Here is a 25061-nt window from a genome sequence, read left to right as displayed (position 1 = left end):
TTTACGCGAAGCGTAAAACCATAAGAACAACAAATTTTCTTGATTGATACGAAAAGTCAATCCATATTTTAAATTGCTGATGGATAGATCATTTGCCCCGAAAAATCTTATTTTCTAAGGATCAATTCTATGAATTTGCAGCGTTCTTCTGGAATTTTACTTCATCCATCCAGTTTTCCAAGTTTGGATGGCATTGGTGATTTGGGTCCGCAGGCATATTATTGGATCGATTTTCTAAAATCTTCCGGATGTTCAATCTGGCAAGTTTTACCGCTAGGGCCAACCGGATTTGGGGACTCCCCTTATCAATCATTTTCAGCTTTTGCGGGTAATCCCTATTTGATCAGCTCAACAATTATGCTGGATGAAGGTTTATTAACGCCGGAGGATCTTTCAGATCGGCCAACATTTCCTGATAATAAAATTGACTACGGAGCTGCGATCGAGTGGAAATTAAAAATAATTGACCGTGCTTATCAAAATTTCAAACACGACCCATTTGAATTACAGGAAGAATTTTCGAATTTTCGAAAGCACCACGCAGGCTGGTTGTCAGATTATGCCTTGTTTATGGCAATTAAAGAAACCCAAAATGGACAAAGCTGGCTCAATTGGCCTGAATTGTTTCGGAAAAGAGATCCAAATACCTTGAGAGAATTTTCGGAAAAATTTCATGATTTGATTGAACAGCATGAATTTCGTCAGTTTATTTTTTTCCGACAGTGGTTGAATTTAAAAAAATATGCCAACAAAAAAGGCATTACGATTATTGGAGATATTCCCATTTTTGTCTCAATGGATAGCGCTGATGTATGGAGCAATCCTGAATTGTTTTATCTTGACGATACAGGTCGTCCAACGGTTGTTGCCGGAGTTCCGCCAGATTATTTTTCTCCTACGGGTCAGCTTTGGGGGAATCCTCTATATAAATGGGCAGAACATGAAAGAACCAACTTCGACTGGTGGACAAAGAGAATTAAATCCACTTTGATCATGGCTGATCTTATACGGTTAGATCATTTCCGAGGCTTCTGTGGATACTGGGAAGTACCAGCTGGTGAACCGACAGCAATCAAAGGGCGATGGGTTCGAGGATCAGGAAGAGCATTCTTAGATCATTTGAAAACCAAAATTGGGGATCTTCCCATCATTGCAGAAGATTTAGGTGAAATAACGCAAGATGTATTGGATTTGCGGGATTCATTTAACTTGCCCGGTATGAAAATTTTTCAGTTTGCCTTCTCCGATGACGCAAGGAATTTATTCCTTCCGCATAACTATATTAATAATTGCATTTCGTACACGGGAACTCACGACAATGACACCTCTTTAGGCTGGTATCAGACAGCACCGGAAAAAGAAAGGGATTTCATTCGACGCTATTTATCAACTGACGGATCAGATATCGCATGGAAAATGATCGATTGTGTTTGGAGCTCAGTCGCTGTGTATGCTATCGCACCATTGCAGGATTTTCTGGCTTTGGGAAGCGATGCAAGGATGAATTTTCCGGGACGTGCTCAGGGAAACTGGTGCTACCGATTTAAATCAACCGATTTGACTCCTGATTTAGCGCATCGAATTCTGGACCTGAACAAACTTTATAATCGAATCCCTGCAATCAATTCGCAGCCGCTGGCAAGGCCGGTTATATTGTATGAAGAACCTTAATTATTGCTGTTACTTTCCAGCAATTTGAAATTATGAAAAGACTTTATTGAAAAAGGTTCACTAAATCATTAATTTTTTCCATATTTCGAATTGTTGGTTTATTGACTGGAAGCACAACGGAATCCTACATCAATAGAGGATTCCGTTTTTTTCATTTTTCCCGATAATTCTAATCCAAGAAGGTTATTTGGCGTTCTCCAGGATCCTCCACGAATTTTTTGTTCTTCAAGATTGTCCGAGGATTCTGTCCATTCCCAGACATTGCCTAACATATCCATAAGTCCATAAGGACTCATTCCTGACGGATATTGCCCCGGTTTTACTCTTTTTTCCAGGAACAAATTCGCGTTGACCCTATTTTGGTCAGGAGAATCATTTCCCCACGGGTATTCGGTATTGAAAAGAATTCCTGCGCCAGTCAGCCATTCAGAATCAGTAATCAGATGTTTACCTGCCCATAAACAATAGGTTGCCGCCTGATTCCAATTCACATTGACTACCGGCAGATTCTGATCATCATCTTCTGAAGCTTGTGTAACTCGATCGCATTTGCCCATATTTACACATAAGGAATATTGTTGACAGGTTACTTCATATTTATCAATCCAAAATGTCTTTCCAGCTTCCTGGATTCTCACCATAATCGACTGATCATTTCCCTTCCTTTTTTCGAAATAACCTTTTTCATTGAGGATCATTGATGGCGTTGCAGTATAAACAATTGCTTCTGCTGTTTCTGTCTGAGCTTCAAAAAATGCAAATAGAATTTTTGTTTCCATCATACTCATATCGACTGTATTTACAGGTGTCAAAGTGGATGTTGGAGTCAAAGTTTTTGTTTTTGCAGCTTCGGTTTTTGAATGGTTCGAATCAATTGTTTGGGCAATCGATGTATGCAGCCGCATCAAATCGATGGTATTAATCGGCGTTAATGTCGTTGTTGGAGTGATTGTATGAGTAAATGAAGCAGTCGGAGAAGCAGTAAATGAAGGGATAAAAAGGAAGCCGTTTCCATGCTTTATTGCCTGGACCATTCCGGTAATCAGAATAATCAGTAGAATCAAAAGAATCAGGATTCCTGTTAATGGTAATAATTGTTTTCTTTTATCCATTGTTCAATTACCGTACTTTTTGAAATTGGCCATAGCCCATACTGGTACTGGTCTTATAAATATTTCTGGATTTCAAGCGACATAATTCGTCGTAGTATGGCAATGGCAGCCGCATAGGTGGAATCCATTCCGAAATAGGAAAGAGCGCCGGCGCCAAGATTTTTACCTTTGCTCATCGGAGTGTCAGAAACATAATGCAATATTCCCAGGTCAAATTTCATATTATAAAATGCGACAATTTCATCAGTAGGATGACGAGTCGCACGGATCATCTCATAAACAGCAGACAGGTAGGGTCCCCCTTCCATCTCGATATCGGTGAATCCGCCCCGATAAAGTGCGTCCATGAATTGTCTGTTTTGCAGATATGTTCCAAAGACAGACACAGCTCTTTGATTATCCAGAATTGAACCATAAACCAGCCAAGGTTCAATATCAGCACCAGAAAAAGCATTCTGGAAAAAGTATGTATTCTCTGAGTGCATATCATGCACAACAGAGGGAATAATTACATCTCCATGCACACCATTTAATGAAGCTGCTTTTCCCATAATATAGATCCCGCATATATTTTCAAATTCCTCAGATAACTTAGACAAAATATTAAATGCAGTCATCCCTAATGGATAATCGATATTAAATAAGAATGCGTTCGATTTTTTGAGCGCTTCAATGTGTTCCGTCTGAATTCTTGGATCAATATTTTGTAAATCGATTTTTGATAAATCGATGATTTGCGCTTCCACGTCAAATGTTTGAATACTGGGAACCCGATAGATTCCTGATTTTTTTTCGTAATCTTTTTGTTCCTGAATGGTATATTCTCCCTGATTTGTTTGCTGATATTTTTTCAACATATAATAAAGGAGGTTTTCTCTACTGGCGGATAATTTTTTCTTTTCAATCAATTCCCATTCGTTGAAGAATGTTCCATTATCTGATTCATTCATAAACTCAACCAGCTCTTGCTCTTTATGAAGCGCATAACCAGATAACATATTTGCGATACAGTGTGTGTTACTTGAGATAAAGTAAATCGATTTTTGTTGAATATCAGGACATTCCACTAAAATATTTTTTAACCATGAATTCGTTGATCGTGCATATTGAACGAGTGAACTATCCAAGAGACGAATTCGCAAATCAGAACTGTGTTTCTTTATCTCTTGCATCCAATCATCCATCTCTTGTCCCCAAACATTCTGTAATCTTTTTAAGTCTTCAACGGGTGACAGTATGATTTCAGAAATTTTCTTAAATTTATCGGAATTTTCCGGAGAAATTTTCTGCAAATATTCAATTGATATATCGGTAAGTAGTAGATGAATCTTGTTCCATTCAATTTGAAACGCAGTAAGTACCGGAACGATATCATCAATATCCGATCTGCTTGTAATAAAACAAGCCAATGTATCTGAGCCATTATATAAGCAAAACCTTCGTCTGGCTTTCGCAGAGACTTCTGTCCAGGATTCAATATCTGAATACCCCTGCTGAATAAACATACGGATATTTTGTCCGAGAATAATTTTTTCAACATGAAGCATGCAAGAGGGCATTCGCAATAAACCGTAAATAAACGCATTAAAATCAGGAACGTTCGAACGTGCATCATGATGAAGCACCGAATCCATTCCGCGGTGAGCTTCTTCGAATACGCTGATTCTCGTATCAGATTTCGAGCGCAATACTGAGTAAATTGTTCTCAAATAAAAATCAATGGATTCTGATGATTCTTTTGGAATGCTGCGTTCCATATTTCTCCTGCTTTTCGATTAAAGATCTTGAAATTTATATAATCATATCATGCGAAAGCTATTTGAAAAAAGAGCATTAATTCGGAATATGAGGAAGATTCAGTATAGTTGTGCTGTTTTTACGCAGAGCGCAAAATCAACACAACTACCGATCTTCTCGATTGATAGGAGGGTTTTAACCTGACAAAGTATTTTTTTGTGTCAGTAGATTGCTTCGCAATTACAGGCTTTCATTTTTTCCATATCTCATACCACTGATTTGGTAATGGTTTTCTATTGTATTAACTGTAAAAACTGCACAACGATAAATAATCCTTCCTATATTTCGAATTGTTGTGAGCAAATATCCTTGAAACTCATTTATAATTATTTCAAATAATCAATCGAATAATTATCAGCATATTTCTTAAATGTTGTTGGATTTGCAGGAGCTGCACTTGTTGATCTTGAACCGATTTATTCTCATTCAAAATTCGGAATTTATTTTTGCGATTGTATGTTTTTTCCCTGGTTTTTTTGTTGCTGCGATTCAAAAGTGATATCTTATAGCTGTTATTCGTAAATAAATTGGAGTATCAATGAATAAAAAGAGTTTAGAAATAATTAGGAAAATTGGTATTTCAGCTTTAATTTTGATTGTTTTTTCCTTTTTATTTATTCTTCCGAATTTTCAGCCAAAAGAATTCGATCTGAGATCAACCGTTGATTACGCATTGCAATTAACAATGGATAGTATTCCAACTGCAACTTACTATCCGACCTATACAAATCTGCCAACCTTTACACCGCTTTCGACGTACACTGCTTTGCCAACATATACCAGCGTTTTCACCTATACGCCACTTCCTACGCATACAGCCAGACCAACTTATACCAGCGTTTTTACCTATACGCCATTTCCTACGTATACAGTCAGACCTACTTATACCAGCGCCTTTACTTATACACCGCTCCCTACGCATACAGCCAGACCAACCTATACCAGCGTTTTCACCTACACGCCGTTTCCTACACAAACACCGAAACCGACCTATACAATGTTTCCATCGTTAACGCCAAACCCTACCTATACTCCTTACATTGTTGAACGTCTTGTAACTCCAACTACTGACAGTAATATCTTAAAAGCTGGGAAAACGGATGGTTTTTACCTTGTAGGTCCTGAAATTATCCCCGGTGTATGGAGAACTGAAGAAGGAAAAACTAAATGCTATTGGAAAATCACAGACATCAAAGGGAATATTATATCCAACTACCTGGGGGCTGGCGGAGGAACTATTTTTATCGACGAGAATGCCTTTCAAATTGAAATTCTTAATTGTGGGACAATCACCTATTTAGAAACATATACCAATTAACTCAGAGATTTTATTCGATCAGGAAGAATTCCGGAATTCCTTCTTCCGGTATGTCGATCATTTCCATACCGGAATTCCTGGATGATTCATTGTTCTGTTTATCAATATTTACATTCACATATACCCTTTTTTCAGCATAAGTATTTTCAGGGCTGGTTACGTAGATCCGCAAGGTGTAATCACCGTTTTCAATGCCATTCAGATTCCAGGTTCCAATTTTTTCAGGATAAACATATGGTTGGCGGATTCCATTGGTGATGACAAACCATTCACTCGGATTGCGACCTTTTCCGAATTCCAGACTGAAGGACTGAATTCCACCTGATGCATTCACGATACCGAAAACTTCCTGTATAGGACTTTGAATTTGCATTCCATCTACCATGTTTGTAAACGAAATGGTCGGTTCTGAATCCTGTGGACTACAGGATTTTTGCGGTGTAAAGAAGTATGTCTTATTTCGAGATAAATCAGGCATATTGAGGGATGATATCCAATTATTTCCTTCTTGGGTTGTTAAGATCCACCTTTGAGCCCATATATCCTTCACATTCAACGTCATCGTTTCAATAGTATTGGATGCGCAGTATTCATTGGGGATAAGACCTGTCCAGGTATTGATGCGTGTTTCTTTCCAAAGATCCTCTGAGCTGGGCAAAGGCGGCTGGAAATAAGCAAAATACTCATCCATGTGAACCGGACAAAATTGCGACGGTTCTGTACCGGAAATCGCACAAACAGTTTGACTGACAATTCCGGAGGGAATTGAGAAATCAGTCGGGGTGTAATTGGATACCTGATACGCAGCCTGGCTTATAAAATCAGACCATATCGGCGCTGCACCGCTGATTCCTGTACTATCCGTCATGGGAGAATAATCGGCGTTTCCAATCCAAACGCCGACGGATAAATCCGGCGTATATCCAATTGTCCAATTATCTCGATAATCATTGGTGGTACCTGTTTTTACGGCAACTGGAAAAGGCAAATTTAATACTGAATCGGGACCAAATGCTGGTGTCCTGGCAGCGTTGTCAGATAATATTGAATTTATTTGAAATGCATATTCTTCCCGAATAATCTGTTCCTTTTCAGGGATTGCGGATTCATAAATAACTTCATCCTGTTTATTGATAATTTTTTTTATGGCTGTTGCTGGAATATACGCTCCATTATTTGCGAAAACGCTGAATGCGTTTGTTAACTCCAGGAGTGTCACTTCTCCGCCACCTAAAGCAAGGGACAAACCATAATCAGCCTGATTGAATGTCGTAATATGAAATCTTTTTGCAAAATTAATAAATCCGTCCATTTCTTCTGTTGTTGGATCATCATAAATTTTTACAAATTCTAAAGCTTTTACCGCCGGGATATTGTAAGAGTTTGCTAATGCGCTTCTCAACAAGACCGGTCCATGAAAGGTACCGTCATAATTAACCGGCGAATAAGCTTGAGAGTAAATTAATTCATCAGGATTTCCGTTGGGAGAGAAATCTGTCGGGACATCCCAGATAAGCGTTGATGGCGTCCATCCTTTTTCAAAGGCGGCTGCATAAATAAGTGGTTTTATCGCAGAGCCGGGTTGACGAGGAGAAACTGCCATATTGATCTGGCTGCTAAAATCTTCACTCCAAAAATCAGGAGACCCCACCATAGCCAGTATTTCACCGGTGTCTGGTTTTATGGCAACCAAAGCGCCATTTTGAACATTACTGCCGCGTAGATTCATGATTTGATTTGTAACTGTTTGTTTAGCCAGCTCCTGCAAAGTGGGATCGATTGTTGTATACACAGTAAAACCGGATCGGTAAAGCGTTTGAGCGCCATATTCTTGTTCAAGCAACGATCGAATATAGTTCACCCAATGGGGGTATTTCATGACAAATTTGGTTTGCTGAAAATCATAGTCCTCAATTTCTCGAATGGCTTTATCCACCATGATTTCATCAATACACACTTTATCAGGCGTATTACTGACCTTGATGCAGTCTTTTTCTTTGCTTAATGTGTATATCAGCAGTAAAACATTTTTTTGTCGATTAATGGTTGCCGAAAAATTTGTAAAAATATCATAGACGCCGGGAGCTTGCGGCAAGCCGGCTAAAAAAGCAGATTGCGACAAATCGAGATACTTTGCAGGTATTCCAAAATAAGTTTGAGCCGCCGCTTCAATTCCATAGGCAAAACTGCCGTAATAATTCTCATTCAGATAAAGCTCAAGAATTTCATCTTTTGTATAGCGACGCGTTATTTCCGCAGCCAAAAAAATCTCTTTTGTTTTTCGAATGACGGATCGGGTCGATCTTTCTTCTGGAGATAACAAAATATTTCTTGCCAGTTGCTGCGTTATCGTTGATGCGCCTGATACGGTTGTTCCGGATTGAAAATTCTGAAAAACCGCTCGGATGATCGCTGTTACATCAAAACCGGGATGAAAATAAAAATATTTATCCTCCGTCGCAATTGTCGCAGCAATCAGGTAGGGCGATATGTTATTGAGAGTGATATAATCCCGACGCCCGGCATTCGGATCCACAATCTCATAAAGCAAATTTCCTTCCCTGTCCAAAATTCGCGTTGTTTCAAATTGTGAGGCTTTTTTATTTAAGTCTTCGATATCCGGCAATGTTGATGCAACTTGAATATACCAGACTAAAAATATCGTGCAGAAAACGGCAAAGATTCCCATGATTACGATGAGGATACTCACAATGATTTTTTGAATCGTTAACAAATTACCTGAGAGTCTGATTTTTCCAGATTGAAATAGTTTTTTATTCGCTGGCTCTTCGACTGCGATGAATTTTCGTGCTCGAAACGAGATGATTTCATCATCCGGTTTTTTTAATATACTTTTTAACTCTGGATTTTCTGACTTTTTTTCATTTCCGCTTTTTGCCATACTTTTTACACCTGATTCGTATTTTTTATAAATGGCTATTTTAAACCAAAGTTCATTGAGTTGAGAAAAATACACAAATTCGATTCAGAGCTGAAATTTCAGCCAGAGACGAATTTCTATTTTCCATTTTCCAATTTATTTCTTTCTCATCAAATCATACTATATCCTCTTTTTATAACGACAATTAATTCCGCAGCGATTTGAAATATGAGAAGAGTTATTTGTTATGTTGTTTCGCATGGAGAGCAAAAACAATACGAGAACAGGCTTTCTCGTCTTTCTTATTTGTCCCTATCAAATTACAAATTGTTGTTAAATCAGGATTTTTTTTGAAGAAGATCATCAAATCAATGGATAAAAACACAGTAACGAACATTCTATTCCTCATCATCTTGCTTTTAAAAATTTCAAATTGTTGACACACAACGGAGAGGTTTTTTTACGTTATAATGTCATTATCATCGATATCAAAAATACATAAGAAAGGAGAATCAGAATGGAAACGAAACCAGATAATACTGTTTTTCTCGCAATTGTTCAATCGCAAGATATTGATTCGGCTGAAGATGCTTTGCGTGAGATTAAAATTGACTCCTACCGATTGCCCAGTGTAGGTGGCTTCCTTGGCAGGAGAAATGCGACACTGCTCATAGTGACTCCTCCTGATCGTGAAGAACAAATCATCGATATTCTACAAAAAACTTGCCGCCAGCGCATTGAATATATTGCTGTACCGTTAGAGAGCGCTTCATTGACATTGCCCACACCAACGCCTATTAATGTTGGAGGTGCAATAATTTTTGGTATCGATATTGAACAATATAAGGAGTTATAAAATGAAACTGATAATTACGATTATTCCTGATTCTGTTACAGATTCAGTCTCACTTGCTCTGACCAGTCAAAAATTTCGCGTAACACAGATTGCATCTACAGGGGGATTTCTCAGAAAAGGGAATTCAACTTTATTAATTGGTGTTGAAGATGAGCATCTGGATGAAGCATTGAGCATTCTTCAGGATAATGTGAAAAAAACAAATGAGGCTCAAAAAGGCGTCGTTTTTGTTATTAAAGTTGATAAATTTTTCCATTTCTAATCACACAAAGAAAATATAAAACTTTCTTAATAATCTTGCGTATACAAATCAGGATAATAAAAGGACAAATGGCTTATTGATTATGATTTAGCAAATATATAAATAAATAATCGATTATCACCATCCTTTGTTTATCAAAAATGTTTGTGCATAAATCGTTAATTTATGCAGTAATGAAAATTAAGGAGCAATATGAACTATTCATTAGCATTTTCTTTTGTAAAAGAAGAAAAAGACTGGATATTGAAGCTTCTGGTTTCCGGATTGATTTCATTAATTCCTGTCATCGGACAATTGTATCTGATCGGCTGGTTGTTTGAAATAGCCCGAAGAACCGCCTCGCATGAATCAATGATTTTGCCCGATGTCAATTTTTCTGCCTTTATTAAATCAGGTTTCAAACTGACCGTCATAGCATTCGTTTATATGCTTCCCTGTACAATCCTCAGCATTATTTCTTCCATTAGCGGCAATATTATTGCGGAATCGAAATCAGGTTTGGTTAGAGCATTTGGCACTGCAATTTCATGTTCAGCAGGTTTAGTAGGCGCAATTATTGGCATTGCGCTCAGTTTGCTGCTGATTGCTGCGTATGCACGATTCTTTGAAACAAACAAAATTTCAGACGCTTTTAATGTTTTTGCAGTATGGAATTCGTTCCGAAAACATGCCCAAGATTATCTGATTTTATGGATATTTGATATCTTGGTTAGTTTGATTGCTTTATTCGGCTTTCTTTTCTGCTTAATTGGGATACTTTTCACTTTTCCGTATAGCTATGCAGTCTGGGGACATCTTTTCGGGCAGATGATGCAAAAAATTGGAATTGCTGATCAAAGTACAATTAATCCATAATAATTGAAATATTAAAAATTCAGAAAGCTGCCTGTTATCAATAAAGGGCAGCTTTTTTTATTGTTTGATGATGTATATAAAATACTCTGTACGATAAAAATCATTTGGATAATTTTCAACAGCCAGCCTTTTGTCTTCATCGTTGATTATGATGTAAATCGTATCTCTCTGTAATGCGCGGTTGACCAGTTGATCGTGTACAGAATCATTAACCCTTTCATAAATCGGATAAATTTTCCGTGCATTCGCACTTCTGTTGAATGATAAATCGTTTTCTACAGCAAACAATGCTAAACGATCAATCATTCTTGAATCGCCATCGGTTACAGCCAAATGTTTCACGGACGGAAAGGCTTCCATCGGTATATCAACAGAAAATTCCTGGACTTCAGAGGATTTTTCTTGATGAAATCGATTATAAAAAGAAATGTTGAACTCGGAAAGATCTGCAATTTGTAATCCAAGACATAGAATTATGATGATTTTTGCAAAATTTAATCGTCGTTTACTTACCGTAACTTTCCGGTAAATTAAGAAACCGGATCCAAATAAAAATAAATAATAAAATGGCCAGGCAAATCGTCCTGATGATCGGAATGTAGATAGCAATTGTTCCATTTTGGTCGAAAGAGGAAACGTTGCCAGAACCTTCTGATCGAAAGTGATCGTATTGGACAAAGCAAACAAAAGATATAAAACAACCGGAAAAATGAAAATCAAAACCTTTTTTATTTGTTCAGGTTTCAGATGAAACAATGAAAAAACGATCAAAACGATCAAGCCGAATCCCAAATAGTTAAATCCTTCATATTGCAACGGAAAGGTTTCTCTGTTGGGTAAGAAAACGGACGAACCATCCGGATTAAAAAATGCGTTGAGATTCATGGATAATTCGCCATATGAAGAAGATTGCGGCAAAATATAGTTAAATCCGGCGATGAAATAAATTAGGGTTAAAGGGATGAAAAATGAAGTAATAATCAAGAGAATCCGAATCCAGTTATCCCGATTCTGCACCATCCAAAGAAGCTGTAAAAGCAGAATAAAACTCACCATCGGTAAGAAATAGCTGTGAATCAGCATCACGAAGACAGTGATGATTGACCAATGCAGCCAATTATGTCTGGATTTCCAATTTAATGCAGCAAGAATGGCATAGAGAATGAGCCAATGTGCTGTCAGTGTATCATGAATTGCCGTTCGCTGTAAAATGACCGGATTTAGAATCGTGAAAATGCTTAATGTACAAGTAAAAAGGCGATCTCGAGACAATTTCCAGCCGATACAACCTGAAAAAAAACCGATTAATCCATAATTCAGCAGAATCCAAATGCCGTTGAATTGAAAATTCTGCGGTAAAAACGGCCGAAATAATTTAAAAATCAGACAGAAGAGAGGATTTGAATCCGTAACAATGACTGAACTTCCTTCAGGATAATTCAGATTCTGCATAAATAGAAAATGTTTTGTCCATGGACTGATTCGGAAAAATCGCCAGCCGATATAATGCTGGAAATAATCTCCACCGCCTTTTATCACCCAATCTGTATTGTTAGGATTTATGTTGTGGGTACCAAAAATGAGCGAAATATAAATCATACCGGTAAAAGCACACAATATGAGTATCAACCATTTTGTTGACAATTTTCGTTCCATCAATTGTTGAATTTTTTTATACCGCAACATAAAGTTTCTTTTTCCGTATATAAAATAGAATCAAATAGAGATCATTAACAATCGTAATACCGCAACAATTCGAAATATGAATTTACTTTTCGAATAAAAAGAGGAAATAAATTGTTCTTTTGGTTTTTTGCGACATGTAAAATCATAAGAGCACCAAGAGAATCCTTTTCATGTTTCGGACTATTGATTTTACCGACATAATGATCAGAAATGGAGTAGAAATGGATTTTACCAGGGCAATTACCTTTGTTTTTCATGAAAGAGATTGGATAAAAAAATTATTTATAGAAGGGATTATTTCAATTATTCCTTTTGCAGGGTTTGTTCACCTGATTGGTTGGGCATCAGAAATTGCGAAACGAGTCTCCCGTTTTGATTCTGAATTGATTCCGAATCCAGCGACATGGAAATATTTTTCAAATGGTATCAAACTGCTCATATCAGGATTAGTATACTATATACCATGGCTGCTGATTACCCTCATTTTAAAAATTTTTTCATGGACATGGGCATTCGTTTTTTCGGGCGGTTTTGAAAAATTCGGAATTCATTTATTCGTATTTCTGAACGATATTTGGAATTTTCTTTATTTCTTTCTTTTCTTGTTTATTCTCCCTGTCATAATACAGTTATTCTTGGAGAACGAGAAAATTCGAGAAACTTTTAACTTTAAAAGTGTTTATCTGCGGATTAAGAGAAACAAACAGACATATGTAACACTGTTCGTGTCATTAATTGTCTCATTCATCATCGCCAGTTTTGGTTTATCAATTTTTTATATTGGTATTCTTTTTACCATACCTTATGCAGCCGCTTTCTTTTCAAATTTACTGGGTCAGACAAATCAAATCATTTAACCGATTTTTAACAAACTGTTTTATAAAAAGAGAATATTTGTAAATAATTTTTAGCTTCGCTGGATGTATAAACAAATGATGAACGGATATTTCTGCCAGCAATTCAATTGGTGAAATCAATCGTATCTGGACGGTTCGATTATAATAATGAGCGGATTTTCATCACCGCTCATTATTTGTGATAATAGAGAAATGAATGAGTGTTAACAAATAGCGTGAGAATTTTGCCATATTCGAATTGCTGTAATTGCTGCTTCAGAGACTAGTTTTTCGATGCTTCGCTTATAATTAATCATAACGAAAATCTTATGAAAACACTTTCACCTTTTCGGGCAATTTTTATTATTCTGATTACCGCGATAATATCAGCGACTGTTTTCATATTTTTTTCTCCTGGGCAGGATATTGACTTATATTTATATAATCAATTGTCAAAATCCACTCCCGATCAAAAAGAGAATGCCGAATTGCCAGTAGTGCTTCCGAATGATCAGAGCAGAATTGGAATTGTTGCCGGCCATTGGGGTTTTGACACCGGACATGTTTGCGGGAAGGAACTAAATAACGTTCAAGAAGTGGACGTCAATCTTCGAATTGCCACAATGGTACGAAACATCTTAGTAAAAGCAGGATATAACGTCGATCTGCTGCATGAATTCGATCCACAGCTTTCGGATTACACTGGTCTTGCATTATTGGCAATTCATAATGATACTTGTGATTTTATCAATGAAGCTGCATCCGGTTATAAAGTATCCAGCACTGCCCATGTAAGTTATCCAGCAGAAGCAAAAAAATTCAATGATTGCCTGGTTGATCGCTATCAACGAAATACAGAACTTCCTTTCCGTGGTAATACGATTTCCTCGGATTCGGAAATGTTTTATTCATACAATATGATCAATGATTATACGACTGCATCGGTAATTGAGACTGGCTATCTGAATCTGGATTATCGATTTTTAACAGAAAAAACAGAAAAGGCTGCACAGGGGATTGCAGAAGGGATTCTCTGTTACATCAATAACGAGACTGTCTCAGAAACCGATAATTTTAAACAAGTCGATTATTCAACTGCATTTACAGAAGACAATAAAAGATTTATTCTTCCTGGAATCGATTTTCTTCAATATTCTCGTTAGGAGTTTTATGGCAAAAAAAGCTCTTTTTTCCGGATTAATTATGGACGAAAATGACAATCCTGTTGATGTGGGGCAAATTGGCCAGGAAACCTACTACATCGTCAACGATGCCGGTTTCCTGAGACATATACCTTCGGAAGAAATTGACAGGCAAATATTAAAAACATTTACCGATCAAATTTCAGGTAATGAAGATTATTTAAGCAAGCAAGCTGCTTCGATGTTAGGGCAGGATGATATATTTACGATCGCAATTCTAAAGAACCAAATGAAGAATATTGATCAACAAATCGATTCTATATTAGAGACAGGTATACCGGAAGAAGTCAGAGCTTATCTTGGTATGATGGGTATGAAAATTACGATCAATTACCATGGCGAAATAATCAATCTGACTCTGCCTTCCAAAGTAGATGATGGAGATTCGGATTGAAATTTCCAGTTTCTCCTACATACAAAGCTCGATTTCTTGAAAGAAAAGGCTATTTATATATATATTTTGCGACCATTTGTCTCATCATTCATGGTATTTTTATTTTTTACCATGGTTTTTTTTGGGATGATTGGAGCCAATTATTTCTAAGAATAAAATTTGGAGATTCCGCATATTGGGAATATTTTTTGGCAGATCGCCCGACATCTGGTTGGACTGCTTATTTTTTCAATCGTTTATTTCTGAATAGCCCGATCCTTTGGCATATTTTTATCCTTTTCTTGAAGTATTTGTCTGGACTTTTATCTTTCAAATTGCTTGAATGCTTGTGGCCTGAAAATCGCTGGCAAAACTTCATTATAATAAGTTTGTTTTTTGTCTGCCCATTATTCTCGCAATCATATATTTCAGTCGCCTATACACAACATTATCTGAACTATATTTTATTTTTGTTATCCGTAATTTGTTTGGTCGCGTTTCTAAAGCATAATCAACCATCCAAAAAGGTTTTATTTGGTTTTTTGTCGATCTTATTCATGATCCTTCAGCTAAGTATCACGGAATATTTTTCATTTTTAGAATGGATCAAATTTCCAGTCATTTTCATCATCTATAAATCCAAAAACTTACCAATAAAGACAGTGATCAAAAAGACGTTGACTTTGTTCACACCGGTATTCCTGATTTTTGTTTTATACAGCATATTCAGATTGAATTTCGCAAAAATCTTTCCAATTCTTGAAGCAGATCAACCGGTTTTACTTCAAAAATTCGCATCGGAGCCATTTCAGGCGTTGATTTCCTTGATAAAGAACCTCATTCTGGATTTTAGTTATATTTTCTTTAATTTTATCGGGAAAGTCATTTCTATCGATTTGAATCATTTCTTTCGATCGTTTCATGTCCTTATTGCCATTCTGTTGATGGTTTTGTTTTTCATTATGTATTCTTTCTTGTCAAATGTACTGAAAAATGAGTCTGAAAATCCAGATACAAAATCTGAAATTGAGATGTTGATTTTTGCAATTCTCTGGATAATTCTCTCAATCTTACCATTTTGGACCATCGGCGAAAATTACGTGAATGCTGAAGATCCTCCACATGCTGACCGGCATTTTTTCGCATCCGTATTCGGTGCAGTAATTCTTTTCAGTTGGATTATCCGTTTTTTTATCCAGTCAGGGAAAAAATATGTGGTGGCAGTTTGTATCCTGTCTTCGCTCTTTGCCAGTCAGTTTTTTGAAGAAAATGATATGGCAAAATGGCAGACTGAAAAACAAAGCGATGTATATTGGCAAATGTTCTATCGTATGCCTTCATTATCAAACAACACGGCAATTGTAGATGATACGGTAATTTTCCCGTTTCAAGGAAATTTTTCAACATCATCCGCATTAAACATTCTCTATTCAAATCCAATTAATGAAAATGGTACCGTTCCGATTTGGGTATTTGATGCAGGAAAAATCCGATATGAACAACATGCCGGTTTTCATACGACTAAAAGAAACTTTCAATTTATCGCTCCCACACAGCAAATGATTTTTATAGATTATGATAATCAATTTGCAAATTGTATCTGGATTTTTTCTCCAGAAGATATCGATCATCCACATGTGTCTGAAACACAAAAAACCTGGATAGCCCATTCTGCCATATCCAGAATCGGATTTGACAGTCAGGCTGTTCCGAGTAAAAATATATTTGGTTCTCCAAAACAAAACTGGTGTTCTTTATATCAAAAAGCATCGTTGTACAGGCAATTTGGAAAATGGGATCAACTGAATAAGCTCACACAAATTGCACTTGAAAATGGTTTTTCACCCTCAGCTGTCAGTTCGAATTCGCCATTCGAATGGTGGCCTTTTGTCGAGGGTTTAATCCGAAATGGATCACTTCAAATTGCCGAAGATCTATCAATTGAGGCAATTCAAACAGATCCAGCCTATAAAGATTTTTATTGCACCCGGTGGAACCAGCTGTTGGAAGATTCTGCAATAATGTATAATACGAATGAAATCTGCGGAAATTAGTAAAAAGGTATTCTGATATTATGAGCGATTCATATATTATCGATGTAAACGAAATGAATTTTGAAGAAGAAGTCATGTTGTATTCAATGAATACGGCTGTTCTATTGAATTTTTGGGCACATTGGTCTAAACAAAGCAAAGAATATAAAGATTTTCTTGAAAGTCTTACAATTCGTTTAGATGGAATGATTCGTTTAGCTTCGATTAATATTGATCTAAGTCCATTACTCTCTGTAAAATTTGCCATTCATAAATTACCTACATTAAAATTAATCTTTCAAGAACAAATTGTCGGCGAATTGATCGGTCCGCAACCTGAATCGCGCATTATCCAATTACTTAATGCTGTTCAACCGGCTGATCCTACTGCGCTGGAAGTTGAGAAAGCACAAGCATTACTCACTTCCGGAGATTATTCAGAAGCGGAAGAATTATTTAATGCAGTCCTTGAGAAAAAAAGTCAGGATCCGGAGGCTTTGTTGGGTTATGCAAAAGCATTACTGTTTCAGGGAAAAGCGGTCGATGCGCTGTATGCTTTGAAAGATTTTCCAGCAAGCAAATGGTATTCGTCAGCAGAAGCAATTATTCCGCTCGCAAAAGCGCTGGTTCAATTACGGGATAATACATTACCAGACAAAACGGAGCTTGATTTTTCTTTTCGAACCGCACTCCGTTTCGCCTCAGAAAATAAATATTATTTATCAATTGACGGATTGATGGAAATTCTAAAACAGGACAGAAATTATCTCAATGGATTTGCTCATAAAGTTATCCTGGCAATCATCGAAATGCTTCCTGATGAGGATCCACAAAAAAGGATGTACCGATCTGAATTGGCGTCCATCCTTTTTTAATGATTACAAATCTCGAATCAACTCGCAAAATTCAATCCAATCTTCTTCAAAAAGGAACAAAGTTGCGCCCGGGATTTCCATCGTATAGAGATAATCCCCGGAATCAATTTTTTCACAACTTACAAAATAGGTATCAGAATCAGCCAATGTTCCGGTTGTTCTTTTGGGAATGCTGATAAAACCATTTTTGAACTCTTTAAATTCTTCCCATTCTTCGCTGAAGAAATGAATTGTCAGATTATTAATTTCGATATGAAATGTCGCCTCATCATCTGGTTCTTCAGCTTTCCAGGCGATAAAATTATCTGTCTGAGCAACAATACTGGTTTTAATGTCTGAATCCATGCTATTCATTTGATTTTCTCCTCATTCTTGGTTTCTTGACTCTTTTTCATCAAAATTTTATTTTTGAAAATTTTCCGATCGATACATTGATCCATTTTCATATTCTTAATCAGTTTCCAATTTTCTGAACAAAATGTCCATATCTTTTTTAGGGAACTTTTCAATTTTTCGATTGACTTGTCTATCAGTTCCTTTAACGGAACTGGTGGCGTGATGGTTTCAATATTTTCCCATGGATCTGAATCGCTCAGCTTATGCAAGATATAGTTTACAACAAGCTTCAGACTGGCAAACATCGGCGCGGCAAGAAAAAATCCAATAATTCCAAAAATCCTTGAAAATATAATTGCAAAGATAAGGATCATTGCCGGATGGATTTTTAGAGTATCCGCCATAATTTTCGGCGTCAGTAATCCATCAATTATCTTGTCAATAATAAATGCTATTCCAACTATCATGATTGCATAAGCCAACGGTGATAGTCCAAATATTGCCGGCTCCTGAAAATATGCGACAATCCCATAGGCTGTAAATGCAACGGTCGATCCCACATAAGGGATCAATCGTGCAGCGCCGACTCCTAAGGCTAAAATGAAGCTATAATTCAACCCTAATATTGAAAAGAGCAAAGTATATAGTAAGATGGCAAAAATCATCAGGATGACTTGTCCACGCAAAAAACTGTTCCATATTCTGGATATTTGTTGTTTTGCCATCAGAATATCAAATTCGTATCCCTTTGTAGAAAATGTAATCTCAGATTTTCCGAAGTGCCTGGATTCCAGCACAATAAAAAATGAAAAGCCAATAATAAAGAAAAGCCATCCGATTTTTGAAAGTGCACCTTGAGCAAATGATGCAATCCCGCCGGCAGCATTTTTTAAAATTCCTTGGATATTATCAGACAGTTGTACACCAATTTTTGAATCCAGCAGAATCCACAAATTTGTTTTTAGAGGATCGGAATTTCCGTTTACGGGTTTTAAGAATTTTTCCATTAATTTCGGAAAATCATTGATCGATTCAATCAAAAAATTAATAAGATTTTCCGCTTGAGAGAAAATCGCAAAGCCTCCCCAGGTTGTTATTCCTAAAATTATTAAGATCATTATCAGATAAATAACAACAACACTGACTGTCCATGAAAATCTAAATTTACGATGTATATATGAAGCAATTGGTAAAATTAGATAAGTTAGTATTAAAGAAAATATAATCGGAGCAATCATATTTCGAAGGAAATAAATACTAATCGCCAATATGACAAACAATCCGATTACAACAAATTGTTTTGTACTATTTTGCCATCGAGGAGAACGATTTGGAACAACCTGAACAGGCAGTTCTTTTCCTTTTTCTTCGAAAACAACAGCTTTCGGCTCGGGCGGTCTGATTTTATTAATTGTATTTGAAAGAAAATTTTTGAACATAGTACTTTCAAAAAAATAGAAAAAGCTCCCCGACCGACACAATTCTTTACCTATCGGAGAGCTTCAGCTTGTTCAATTATTGTTTACGGATAAATAGCGCAGGCTTCAGCACTCCATAAGAATGGGAATACATCACACCACAAGTAGTTTGTATCGATAATGATGATGAAGACAATTATTGCAATAATGAAAAGCAAAACAGCTCCTAAAATGATGTATAGTTTTTTCCTTTTTTGAGCTTCTTCATCAGCTTGATTTTCTTCATTCTGTGGATATCCGGTCTGATAACCATAATTCTGCGGGTAACCTGGATATCCTCCGCCATAATACGGATTATTCTGCGGTACATTTCCTTGTTGTCCATAACCTTGTTGAACTGGATTGTTCATATAGCCAGATTGCGGATAAGGCTGGTTTGCCATCCATGGCTGTTGCGGAAATTCGTTCGGATTTTGACCGTATGGCACAGGCGCTGCATATGGATTTTGAGGTTGATTCCACGGTTGGCCCGGATACTGTGAAGATTGGCTTTGCGGCATATTAAATTGAGAATTGTCGGCATTCATCTGACCGGGAACTGGATAATTGGAATTTTGCGGATTCGGGAACTGAGACTGTCCAAAAGCAGGATTCATCGGTTGATATTGCGGAATCTGTTGTCCTGGATAAGGTTGTTGATTGAAATTTTGCTGATATGGATAGGGCTGATCAGGATATGCCTGAGGATATGGCCTATTGAAATCAGGAATATTGTTCTGTTGTCCATATATTGGGGTTGAATTATTACCCTGCGGCTGGCCAAAATTTGGCTGCGAATTTTCACCTGATTTTGGGTTCATTTTGTCTTCCATATCATTATTTTGGATTTTTTCTAAATTTATATCTTCTGTCAAATTTGTATTCGGGTTGGATTTTATGGATCCGATCTGATTTTTCAGAAGGTCATTCGCATTGGGTATGTTTGAGCTTCCATTTTCCGGAACCGGAGGTTGATATGAAGGAATCATATTTGACTGAGCGTATGGATTATTTAGATTTGATTGATAATTTTGCGGCGGAAATGGTGCATACGGTGTCTGCATTTCCGGAACTTTTTCCAGAACCAAAGCTACTTCACCCCCAAGCATGATAACAGAATTTTCAGTGATCTGCACAGGAGTTGTAACAGGCATGTTGTTTACTGTCGTTCCATTGGTTGAATTATTATCCACAAGAACGACATTGTTCATATCCTGATGATAAATAATCAAATGAATTCGTGAAACCGAATTCTCGGTTAAGATAATATCACAGGATGGATCTCTTCCGATTTTAAATTCCGGTTTATTAATAATAAATGCCTGTCCCCTTAATGAACCGGAATGAACACGGATTTGATATTTATTATTCATATTTACTCCCGACTCTATACCAATCAAGGTCTTCTTTTTTTTATTCATCAAAATTTTATTATATCATAACAGACAATTCTAATTTTTCGCATCAATTAAACAATAATTCGAAGTATGTAAAGAATTCTTATTATTCTTATGGCTTCTTAGTTCCACACAAAACCATAAAAACAACATACTTCCTCTTTTTTTATAAGGTTAAACCAAATTTCGAATTGCTGGCAATAAAAATTGTTTTTATCTTTTCCGTATTAAGTGGCTGGTTTTGTTGATATTATGGAATTCAGCAAATCGAAGTATTCGTTATTTTCAAATAAGCCTCTCCAAATTTTATTTTTTTGGATGTTTTGCGTTAATTGTATAAGTATTAGGAAAATAATTATTTTTTAACGTACATTTTGAAATGTTGTTTTTTCTTCAATTCAACAATTATGATTTACCATATTTCGTGAATAATTAACAGGCAGTGAATGGTATACACGATTCACTGCCTGTTGCAAAAAAACATTAAGAATTCGGGATTTCTGTTTCTGTCGGTCTGATATGATAATGCGTATGCAAGTATTGATGAGATACTTCACTGTTGGGTTCTTTTAACCATTTATCATATAACTCGCATACAAGTACATTATCTCGGGCTATACGAATTTGCTGCCGTGTATCAGCGACATGCAAGCCATTCATCCTTTTATTGCGCTGCTTCATCTCATTGGGCAAAGGCTGTCCGCCTCCCCCCACACAACCTCCGGGGCATGCCATGATTTCGACGATATCATATTCAAGTTGTTTGGAATCCAATGCTTCTAAAACTCTACGTACATTACCCATTCCGCTTACAACAGCTAATTTTACTTGAGAACCATCCGGCAAATCAACCAGCGCAGAGCGTAAACCGGGGAAACCATCAACTGGAGACATTTCGATATCTGTGATTCGCAATCCGGTTAATAAATAGGTTGCTTCGCGCACAACTGCAGTCGCAACACCACCTGTCATACCGTAGATAACCGCTGATCCAGTTGAAAGTCCATAAGGAATATCAAATGATTCTTCTTGTAATTCATTGAAAACAATTCCCGCAGATTTGATCATTTTTGCCAACTCAGAGGTTGTTATGACTGCATCCACATCCTGATATCCGTTTGTGCTAAGTTCCGAACGCGCAGCTTCAAATTTTTTGGCAACGCATGGCATTACAGAGACTATAAATAATTTATCACGGGGAATTCCCTGTTCTTCAACATAATGGTGTACCAGAAGTGATGCATCCATTGCTTGAGGGCTTTTGCAGGTTGAGAGATTCTTAATTTTTTCAGGGTATAGTGTTTCACATGCTTTTACCCATGCTGGACAACAGGATGTAAAATGCGGCAAATTTTCTTTTTTGGTAAACCGTTTTAGAAATTCTGTTGTTTCCTCCCAGGTTGTTAAGTCCGCTGAATAGCAAGTATCAAAAACTTGATCAAAACCCAGTTTTTTGATTGCAGCAACCAATCGGCCTGTTTCAACCACGCCAGGATTCTCGCCAAACTCTTCTCCAATCGCAACACGTACTGCAGGCGCAATGGACATTACCACTTTCACTTCCGGATCATACAGCTTCTTCCAAATCAGGTTTACTTTCGAAGGACTCGTTAAGGCTCCAGTCGGGCACACTGCTATACATTGTCCGCAATTAATACAATTCGTTTCAGCAAGTCCCCGATTGAAGGCACTCATGACTCGTGTTTTGGAGCTCCGATTCGCAAAATCAATCGCTCCGATTCCTTGAATTTCTGCACAAGTTCTAACGCAATCTCCGCACAAAATACATTTATTCTCATCCCGTGTGATACTGACGCTGGTCCGATCAATTGGCAGCATTTGTTTATCAGCAGCGAATCGGATGGTATCGATTCCAAATTTATTGCATAACTCTTGAAGCTTGCATTTTCCGCTCTTGGAACATGTTGTGCATTCGCGATCATGATTAGCCAGGAGTAATTCAAGCATCATTTTACGGATTTGAATTAACCTTGGAGTATGCGTTTTGATTATCATCCCGTTTGCAGGCGGCGTCGAACAGGAACTGATGATCTGTCCCTTATCTGTTTCAACGACGCAAAGCCGGCATGCTCCATATATCGACAATTCAGAATGATAACAAAAAGTAGGCATGTCTATTCCTGTTTTTTGAATCATCTCCAAAAGGTTTTTCTCACCTTCAATTTTGACATCTCGATCATTGATTTTTACATAGCCAGCCATTTTTTACCTCACTTCAATTGCATCAAAACGACACGTTTCTTTACAAACGCCGCATTTTATACAGAGATCCTGGTTTATTTGGAAAGGATTTTTAATAATTCCGGAAATCGCTTGTGATCTGCATTTTTTCGCACATGCACCGCATCCGACACATTTTTCCGGAACAATGGTATAGTGTTTGAAAGCTTTACACACGCCTGCCGGGCATCGATGTTCGACGATGTGAGCGATGTACTCATCACGAAAATATCGCAATGTTGTCAAGATGGGGTTTGCTGCGGTTTTTCCCAGTGCACATAAAGAAGCATCTTTTACAATGGATGCAACTTCCTCTAAGAGTTCAAGATCTTCCAGCGTTGCACGATCTTCGACAATTTTTGTCATGATGTTTAGCATCTGTTTTGTTCCTTCCCGACATGCAACACATTTTCCGCAGGATTCCGCCTGGATAAATGTCATAAAATATCGGGCAACTTCAACAATACAATTGTCTTCGTCCATCACAACGATACCACCTGAGCCGACCATGGCACCGACTTTTTGAAGCGAATCATAATCTAAAGCGTTGTCCAATTGTGATTCGGGCAGGCAGCCACCTGATGGACCGCCGATTTGCACAGCTTTAAATTTCTTTTGATTTTGTATGCCACCACCAATATCGAAAACCATCTCGCGAAGCGTTGTACCCATCGGAATCTCGACCAGCCCTGTATTTCGAACTTTCCCGGTCAACGCAAATGTTTTTGTTCCGGGGCTTTTTTCTGTTCCAATAGATTTAAACCATTCTGGACCATTAAGAATGATCTTTGGAATATTTGCCAGTGTTTCCACATTGTTTATGATTGTTGGCTTCTTGTACAAGCCAGAAACTGCAGGGAATGGAGGTCGGGGACTTGAAATACCTCTTTTCCCCTCTATAGAAGCCATTAATGCGGTCTCTTCACCGCATACGAATGCTCCCGCTCCTTCACGTACGGAAAGAGAATATGAGAATTCACTTCCCATAATGTTTTTACCTAATAATCCGGCTTCTTCGCATTGTTTAATAGATGCTTTCAGTCGTTTTACAGCTAAAGGATATTCCGCACGAACATAAAAGATTCCTTCATCGGCTCCGATTGTGTACCCTGCAATCATCATTCCTTCAATCACCCGAAAACAATCGCCTTCCAGTACTGAACGATTCATGAACGCTCCGGGATCTCCCTCGTCGCCATTACAAATCATATATTTCTTTTCAGAGTTCTGCGTTCTGGCAAATTTCCATTTCGTTCCGGTTGGGAAGCCACCACCACCTCTGCCGCGCAATCCTGATTCGGAAACAATTTGATTGACATCTTCTGGACTCAAGCCAGAAAGAACTTTTGCTAAGGCTCGAAACCCATTATCAGCGATATATTCTTCAATAGAGGCAGGATCAATGTGACCGCTATGCTCCAATATATTTATTTTTTGTTTTCGGTAAAATGGTGACTCTTCGATGTGGAGATACGGTTTATTGGTTTCGGGATCTTTTTCAAGGAGTCTCTCGACAACTTGGCCCTTTAAAGAAGAGTAATAAATTTCTTCTGCATCTTCTTCCTTCACATGCACATAAACAAGGTTCAGCGTATCTACGCGAACCATTGGGCCTCGTGTACAGAATCCAAGGCATCCGGTTTTAACAATCGCTTTCCCTTTAACATTTTCATCGTTCGAAAGCAACTGAATATTTACCAAACCACCGTCTTTTTCTGCGACTTCCACCAATTTTTTATAAACGTTCAAAGATCCGTTAGCAATACAGCCTGTATCTGCACAAACTGAAATCCGCAAGGTTTGCCGGCTAAGCGCATTCCGATATTTTTCGCTTGCTTGAACCAAATCTGTAATTGAGTTGATTCTTTCCATT

Annotated in this window: 19 protein-coding genes; 10 read left to right on the top strand and 9 right to left on the bottom strand. The window is 37.4% G+C overall.

The genetic code is table 11. The features are described 5' to 3' along the window. Positions 1-87 precede the first annotated feature (87 nt). Positions 88-1671 carry a 4-alpha-glucanotransferase gene (gene malQ, locus ATC1_RS11745; RefSeq protein WP_330218458.1) on the top strand — a complete coding sequence of 528 codons (1584 nt, stop codon included), beginning with the start codon at positions 88-90 and terminating at the stop codon, positions 1669-1671. Positions 1672-1769: 98 nt separating this feature from the next. Here the strand turns inward: malQ and ATC1_RS11740 are convergent, their stop codons facing one another. Both ATC1_RS11740 and ATC1_RS11735 read right to left on the bottom strand, forming a co-directional pair. After that, positions 1770-2783, bottom strand: a complete 1014-nt coding sequence (locus ATC1_RS11740) for a formylglycine-generating enzyme family protein (protein WP_062282307.1) — start codon at positions 2781-2783, stop codon at positions 1770-1772. A gap of 53 nt (positions 2784-2836) precedes the next feature. After that, a complete protein-coding gene (locus ATC1_RS11735; RefSeq protein WP_062282304.1) occupies positions 2837-4540 on the bottom strand; it encodes a DUF6909 family protein in 1704 nt (567 codons plus the stop codon). A gap of 578 nt (positions 4541-5118) precedes the next feature. Here ATC1_RS11735 and ATC1_RS11730 point away from each other — a divergent pair. Continuing rightward, complete coding sequence (locus ATC1_RS11730) at positions 5119-5898, top strand: hypothetical protein (protein WP_062282301.1); 780 nt, start codon at positions 5119-5121, stop codon at positions 5896-5898. Between the two features lie 10 nt (positions 5899-5908). Here the strand turns inward: ATC1_RS11730 and ATC1_RS11725 are convergent, their stop codons facing one another. Continuing rightward, positions 5909-8800: a transglycosylase domain-containing protein gene (locus ATC1_RS11725; protein WP_062282297.1), complete on the bottom strand. Its 2892-nt coding sequence runs from the start codon at positions 8798-8800 to the stop codon at positions 5909-5911. A 496-nt stretch (positions 8801-9296) separates the two neighbouring features. Between ATC1_RS11725 and ATC1_RS11720 the strand changes: the two genes are divergently transcribed. From ATC1_RS11720 to ATC1_RS11710, 3 genes are all read left to right on the top strand, one after another. Next, on the top strand, positions 9297-9635 hold the full coding sequence (locus tag ATC1_RS11720) for a cyclic-di-AMP receptor (protein ID WP_062282294.1): 339 nt from the start codon (positions 9297-9299) through the stop codon (positions 9633-9635). Position 9636: 1 nt separating this feature from the next. After that, positions 9637-9897: a cyclic-di-AMP receptor gene (locus ATC1_RS11715; RefSeq protein ID WP_062282291.1), complete on the top strand. Its 261-nt coding sequence runs from the start codon at positions 9637-9639 to the stop codon at positions 9895-9897. 192 nt (positions 9898-10089) lie between these two features. Continuing rightward, on the top strand, positions 10090-10752 hold the full coding sequence (locus tag ATC1_RS11710; RefSeq protein ID WP_062282288.1) for a DUF4013 domain-containing protein: 663 nt from the start codon (positions 10090-10092) through the stop codon (positions 10750-10752). Positions 10753-10809: 57 nt separating this feature from the next. On the opposite strand, the gene ATC1_RS11705 is transcribed toward ATC1_RS11710, so the two are convergent. Next, complete coding sequence (locus tag ATC1_RS11705; protein WP_062282286.1) at positions 10810-12438, bottom strand: DUF6311 domain-containing protein; 1629 nt, start codon at positions 12436-12438, stop codon at positions 10810-10812. Positions 12439-12659: 221 nt separating this feature from the next. On the opposite strand from ATC1_RS11705, the gene ATC1_RS11700 reads away from it, so the two are divergent. The 5 genes from ATC1_RS11700 (at position 12660) to ATC1_RS11680 (ending at position 17757) form a co-directional block, all read left to right on the top strand. Beyond that, positions 12660-13295: a DUF4013 domain-containing protein gene (locus ATC1_RS11700; protein WP_172667782.1), complete on the top strand. Its 636-nt coding sequence runs from the start codon at positions 12660-12662 to the stop codon at positions 13293-13295. Between the two features lie 308 nt (positions 13296-13603). Then, positions 13604-14437 (top strand): N-acetylmuramoyl-L-alanine amidase family protein, encoded by an 834-nt coding sequence (locus tag ATC1_RS11695; RefSeq protein WP_062282280.1) that lies wholly within the window; start codon positions 13604-13606, stop codon positions 14435-14437. Between the two features lie 7 nt (positions 14438-14444). Beyond that, a complete protein-coding gene (locus ATC1_RS11690) occupies positions 14445-14870 on the top strand; it encodes a hypothetical protein (RefSeq protein WP_062282277.1) in 426 nt (141 codons plus the stop codon). Between the two features lie 536 nt (positions 14871-15406). Beyond that, positions 15407-16903, top strand: coding sequence for a hypothetical protein (locus ATC1_RS11685; protein WP_152024309.1), 1497 nt, complete (start codon positions 15407-15409; stop codon positions 16901-16903). A gap of 20 nt (positions 16904-16923) precedes the next feature. Continuing rightward, complete coding sequence (locus ATC1_RS11680) at positions 16924-17757, top strand: tetratricopeptide repeat protein (RefSeq protein WP_062282271.1); 834 nt, start codon at positions 16924-16926, stop codon at positions 17755-17757. A 3-nt stretch (positions 17758-17760) separates the two neighbouring features. Here the strand turns inward: ATC1_RS11680 and ATC1_RS11675 are convergent, their stop codons facing one another. The 5 genes from ATC1_RS11675 to ATC1_RS11655 form a co-directional block, all read right to left on the bottom strand. Continuing rightward, positions 17761-18111, bottom strand: a complete 351-nt coding sequence (locus ATC1_RS11675) for a hypothetical protein (protein WP_062282268.1) — start codon at positions 18109-18111, stop codon at positions 17761-17763. After that, entirely contained in the window at positions 18108-19532 is a 1425-nt protein-coding gene (locus tag ATC1_RS11670) for an AI-2E family transporter (protein ID WP_062282266.1), read from the bottom strand. The genes ATC1_RS11675 and ATC1_RS11670 overlap by 4 nt, the downstream gene beginning before the upstream one ends. Positions 19533-19615: 83 nt before the next feature. After that, on the bottom strand, positions 19616-20923 hold the full coding sequence (locus ATC1_RS11665; protein WP_062282263.1) for an FHA domain-containing protein: 1308 nt from the start codon (positions 20921-20923) through the stop codon (positions 19616-19618). Positions 20924-21430: 507 nt separating this feature from the next. Further along, the gene (locus tag ATC1_RS11660) at positions 21431-23170 is read right to left on the bottom strand and encodes a [FeFe] hydrogenase, group A (protein WP_062282260.1); all 1740 of its coding nucleotides are present in this window, start codon (positions 23168-23170) and stop codon (positions 21431-21433) included. 3 nt (positions 23171-23173) lie between these two features. Beyond that, the gene (locus ATC1_RS11655) at positions 23174-25060 is read right to left on the bottom strand and encodes an NADH-ubiquinone oxidoreductase-F iron-sulfur binding region domain-containing protein (protein ID WP_062282257.1); all 1887 of its coding nucleotides are present in this window, start codon (positions 25058-25060) and stop codon (positions 23174-23176) included. Between the last annotated feature and the right edge of the window lies 1 nt (position 25061).

This window comes from Flexilinea flocculi, from assembly GCF_001192795.1.
GTDB classification, from domain to species: Bacteria; Chloroflexota; Anaerolineae; order Anaerolineales; family Anaerolineaceae; genus Flexilinea; species Flexilinea flocculi.
This window is presented reverse-complemented; position numbering and strand designations above follow the sequence as displayed.

Bases quoted from the DNA above. Each gene is read 5' to 3' on its own strand.
- ATC1_RS11705 (WP_062282286.1), bottom strand. From the start codon at position 12,438: ATGTTGCGGTATAAAAAAATTCAACAATTGATGGAACGAAAATTGTCA.
- ATC1_RS11730 (WP_062282301.1), top strand. From the start codon at position 5,119: ATGAATAAAAAGAGTTTAGAAATAATTAGGAAAATTGGTATTTCAGCT.
- ATC1_RS11710 (WP_062282288.1), top strand. From the start codon at position 10,090: ATGAACTATTCATTAGCATTTTCTTTTGTAAAAGAAGAAAAAGACTGG.
- ATC1_RS11655 (WP_062282257.1), bottom strand. From the start codon at position 25,060: ATGGAAAGAATCAACTCAATTACAGATTTGGTTCAAGCAAGCGAAAAA.
- ATC1_RS11720 (WP_062282294.1), top strand. From the start codon at position 9,297: ATGGAAACGAAACCAGATAATACTGTTTTTCTCGCAATTGTTCAATCG.
- ATC1_RS11670 (WP_062282266.1), bottom strand. From the start codon at position 19,532: ATGTTCAAAAATTTTCTTTCAAATACAATTAATAAAATCAGACCGCCC.
- ATC1_RS11695 (WP_062282280.1), top strand. From the start codon at position 13,604: ATGAAAACACTTTCACCTTTTCGGGCAATTTTTATTATTCTGATTACC.
- ATC1_RS11690 (WP_062282277.1), top strand. From the start codon at position 14,445: ATGGCAAAAAAAGCTCTTTTTTCCGGATTAATTATGGACGAAAATGAC.
- ATC1_RS11675 (WP_062282268.1), bottom strand. From the start codon at position 18,111: ATGAATAGCATGGATTCAGACATTAAAACCAGTATTGTTGCTCAGACA.
- ATC1_RS11740 (WP_062282307.1), bottom strand. From the start codon at position 2,783: ATGGATAAAAGAAAACAATTATTACCATTAACAGGAATCCTGATTCTT.
- ATC1_RS11715 (WP_062282291.1), top strand. From the start codon at position 9,637: ATGAAACTGATAATTACGATTATTCCTGATTCTGTTACAGATTCAGTC.
- ATC1_RS11680 (WP_062282271.1), top strand. From the start codon at position 16,924: ATGAGCGATTCATATATTATCGATGTAAACGAAATGAATTTTGAAGAA.
- ATC1_RS11660 (WP_062282260.1), bottom strand. From the start codon at position 23,170: ATGGCTGGCTATGTAAAAATCAATGATCGAGATGTCAAAATTGAAGGT.
- ATC1_RS11725 (WP_062282297.1), bottom strand. From the start codon at position 8,800: ATGGCAAAAAGCGGAAATGAAAAAAAGTCAGAAAATCCAGAGTTAAAA.
- ATC1_RS11665 (WP_062282263.1), bottom strand. From the start codon at position 20,923: ATGAATAATAAATATCAAATCCGTGTTCATTCCGGTTCATTAAGGGGA.
- ATC1_RS11735 (WP_062282304.1), bottom strand. From the start codon at position 4,540: ATGGAACGCAGCATTCCAAAAGAATCATCAGAATCCATTGATTTTTAT.
- ATC1_RS11685 (WP_152024309.1), top strand. From the start codon at position 15,407: ATGATCCTTCAGCTAAGTATCACGGAATATTTTTCATTTTTAGAATGG.
- ATC1_RS11700 (WP_172667782.1), top strand. From the start codon at position 12,660: ATGGATTTTACCAGGGCAATTACCTTTGTTTTTCATGAAAGAGATTGG.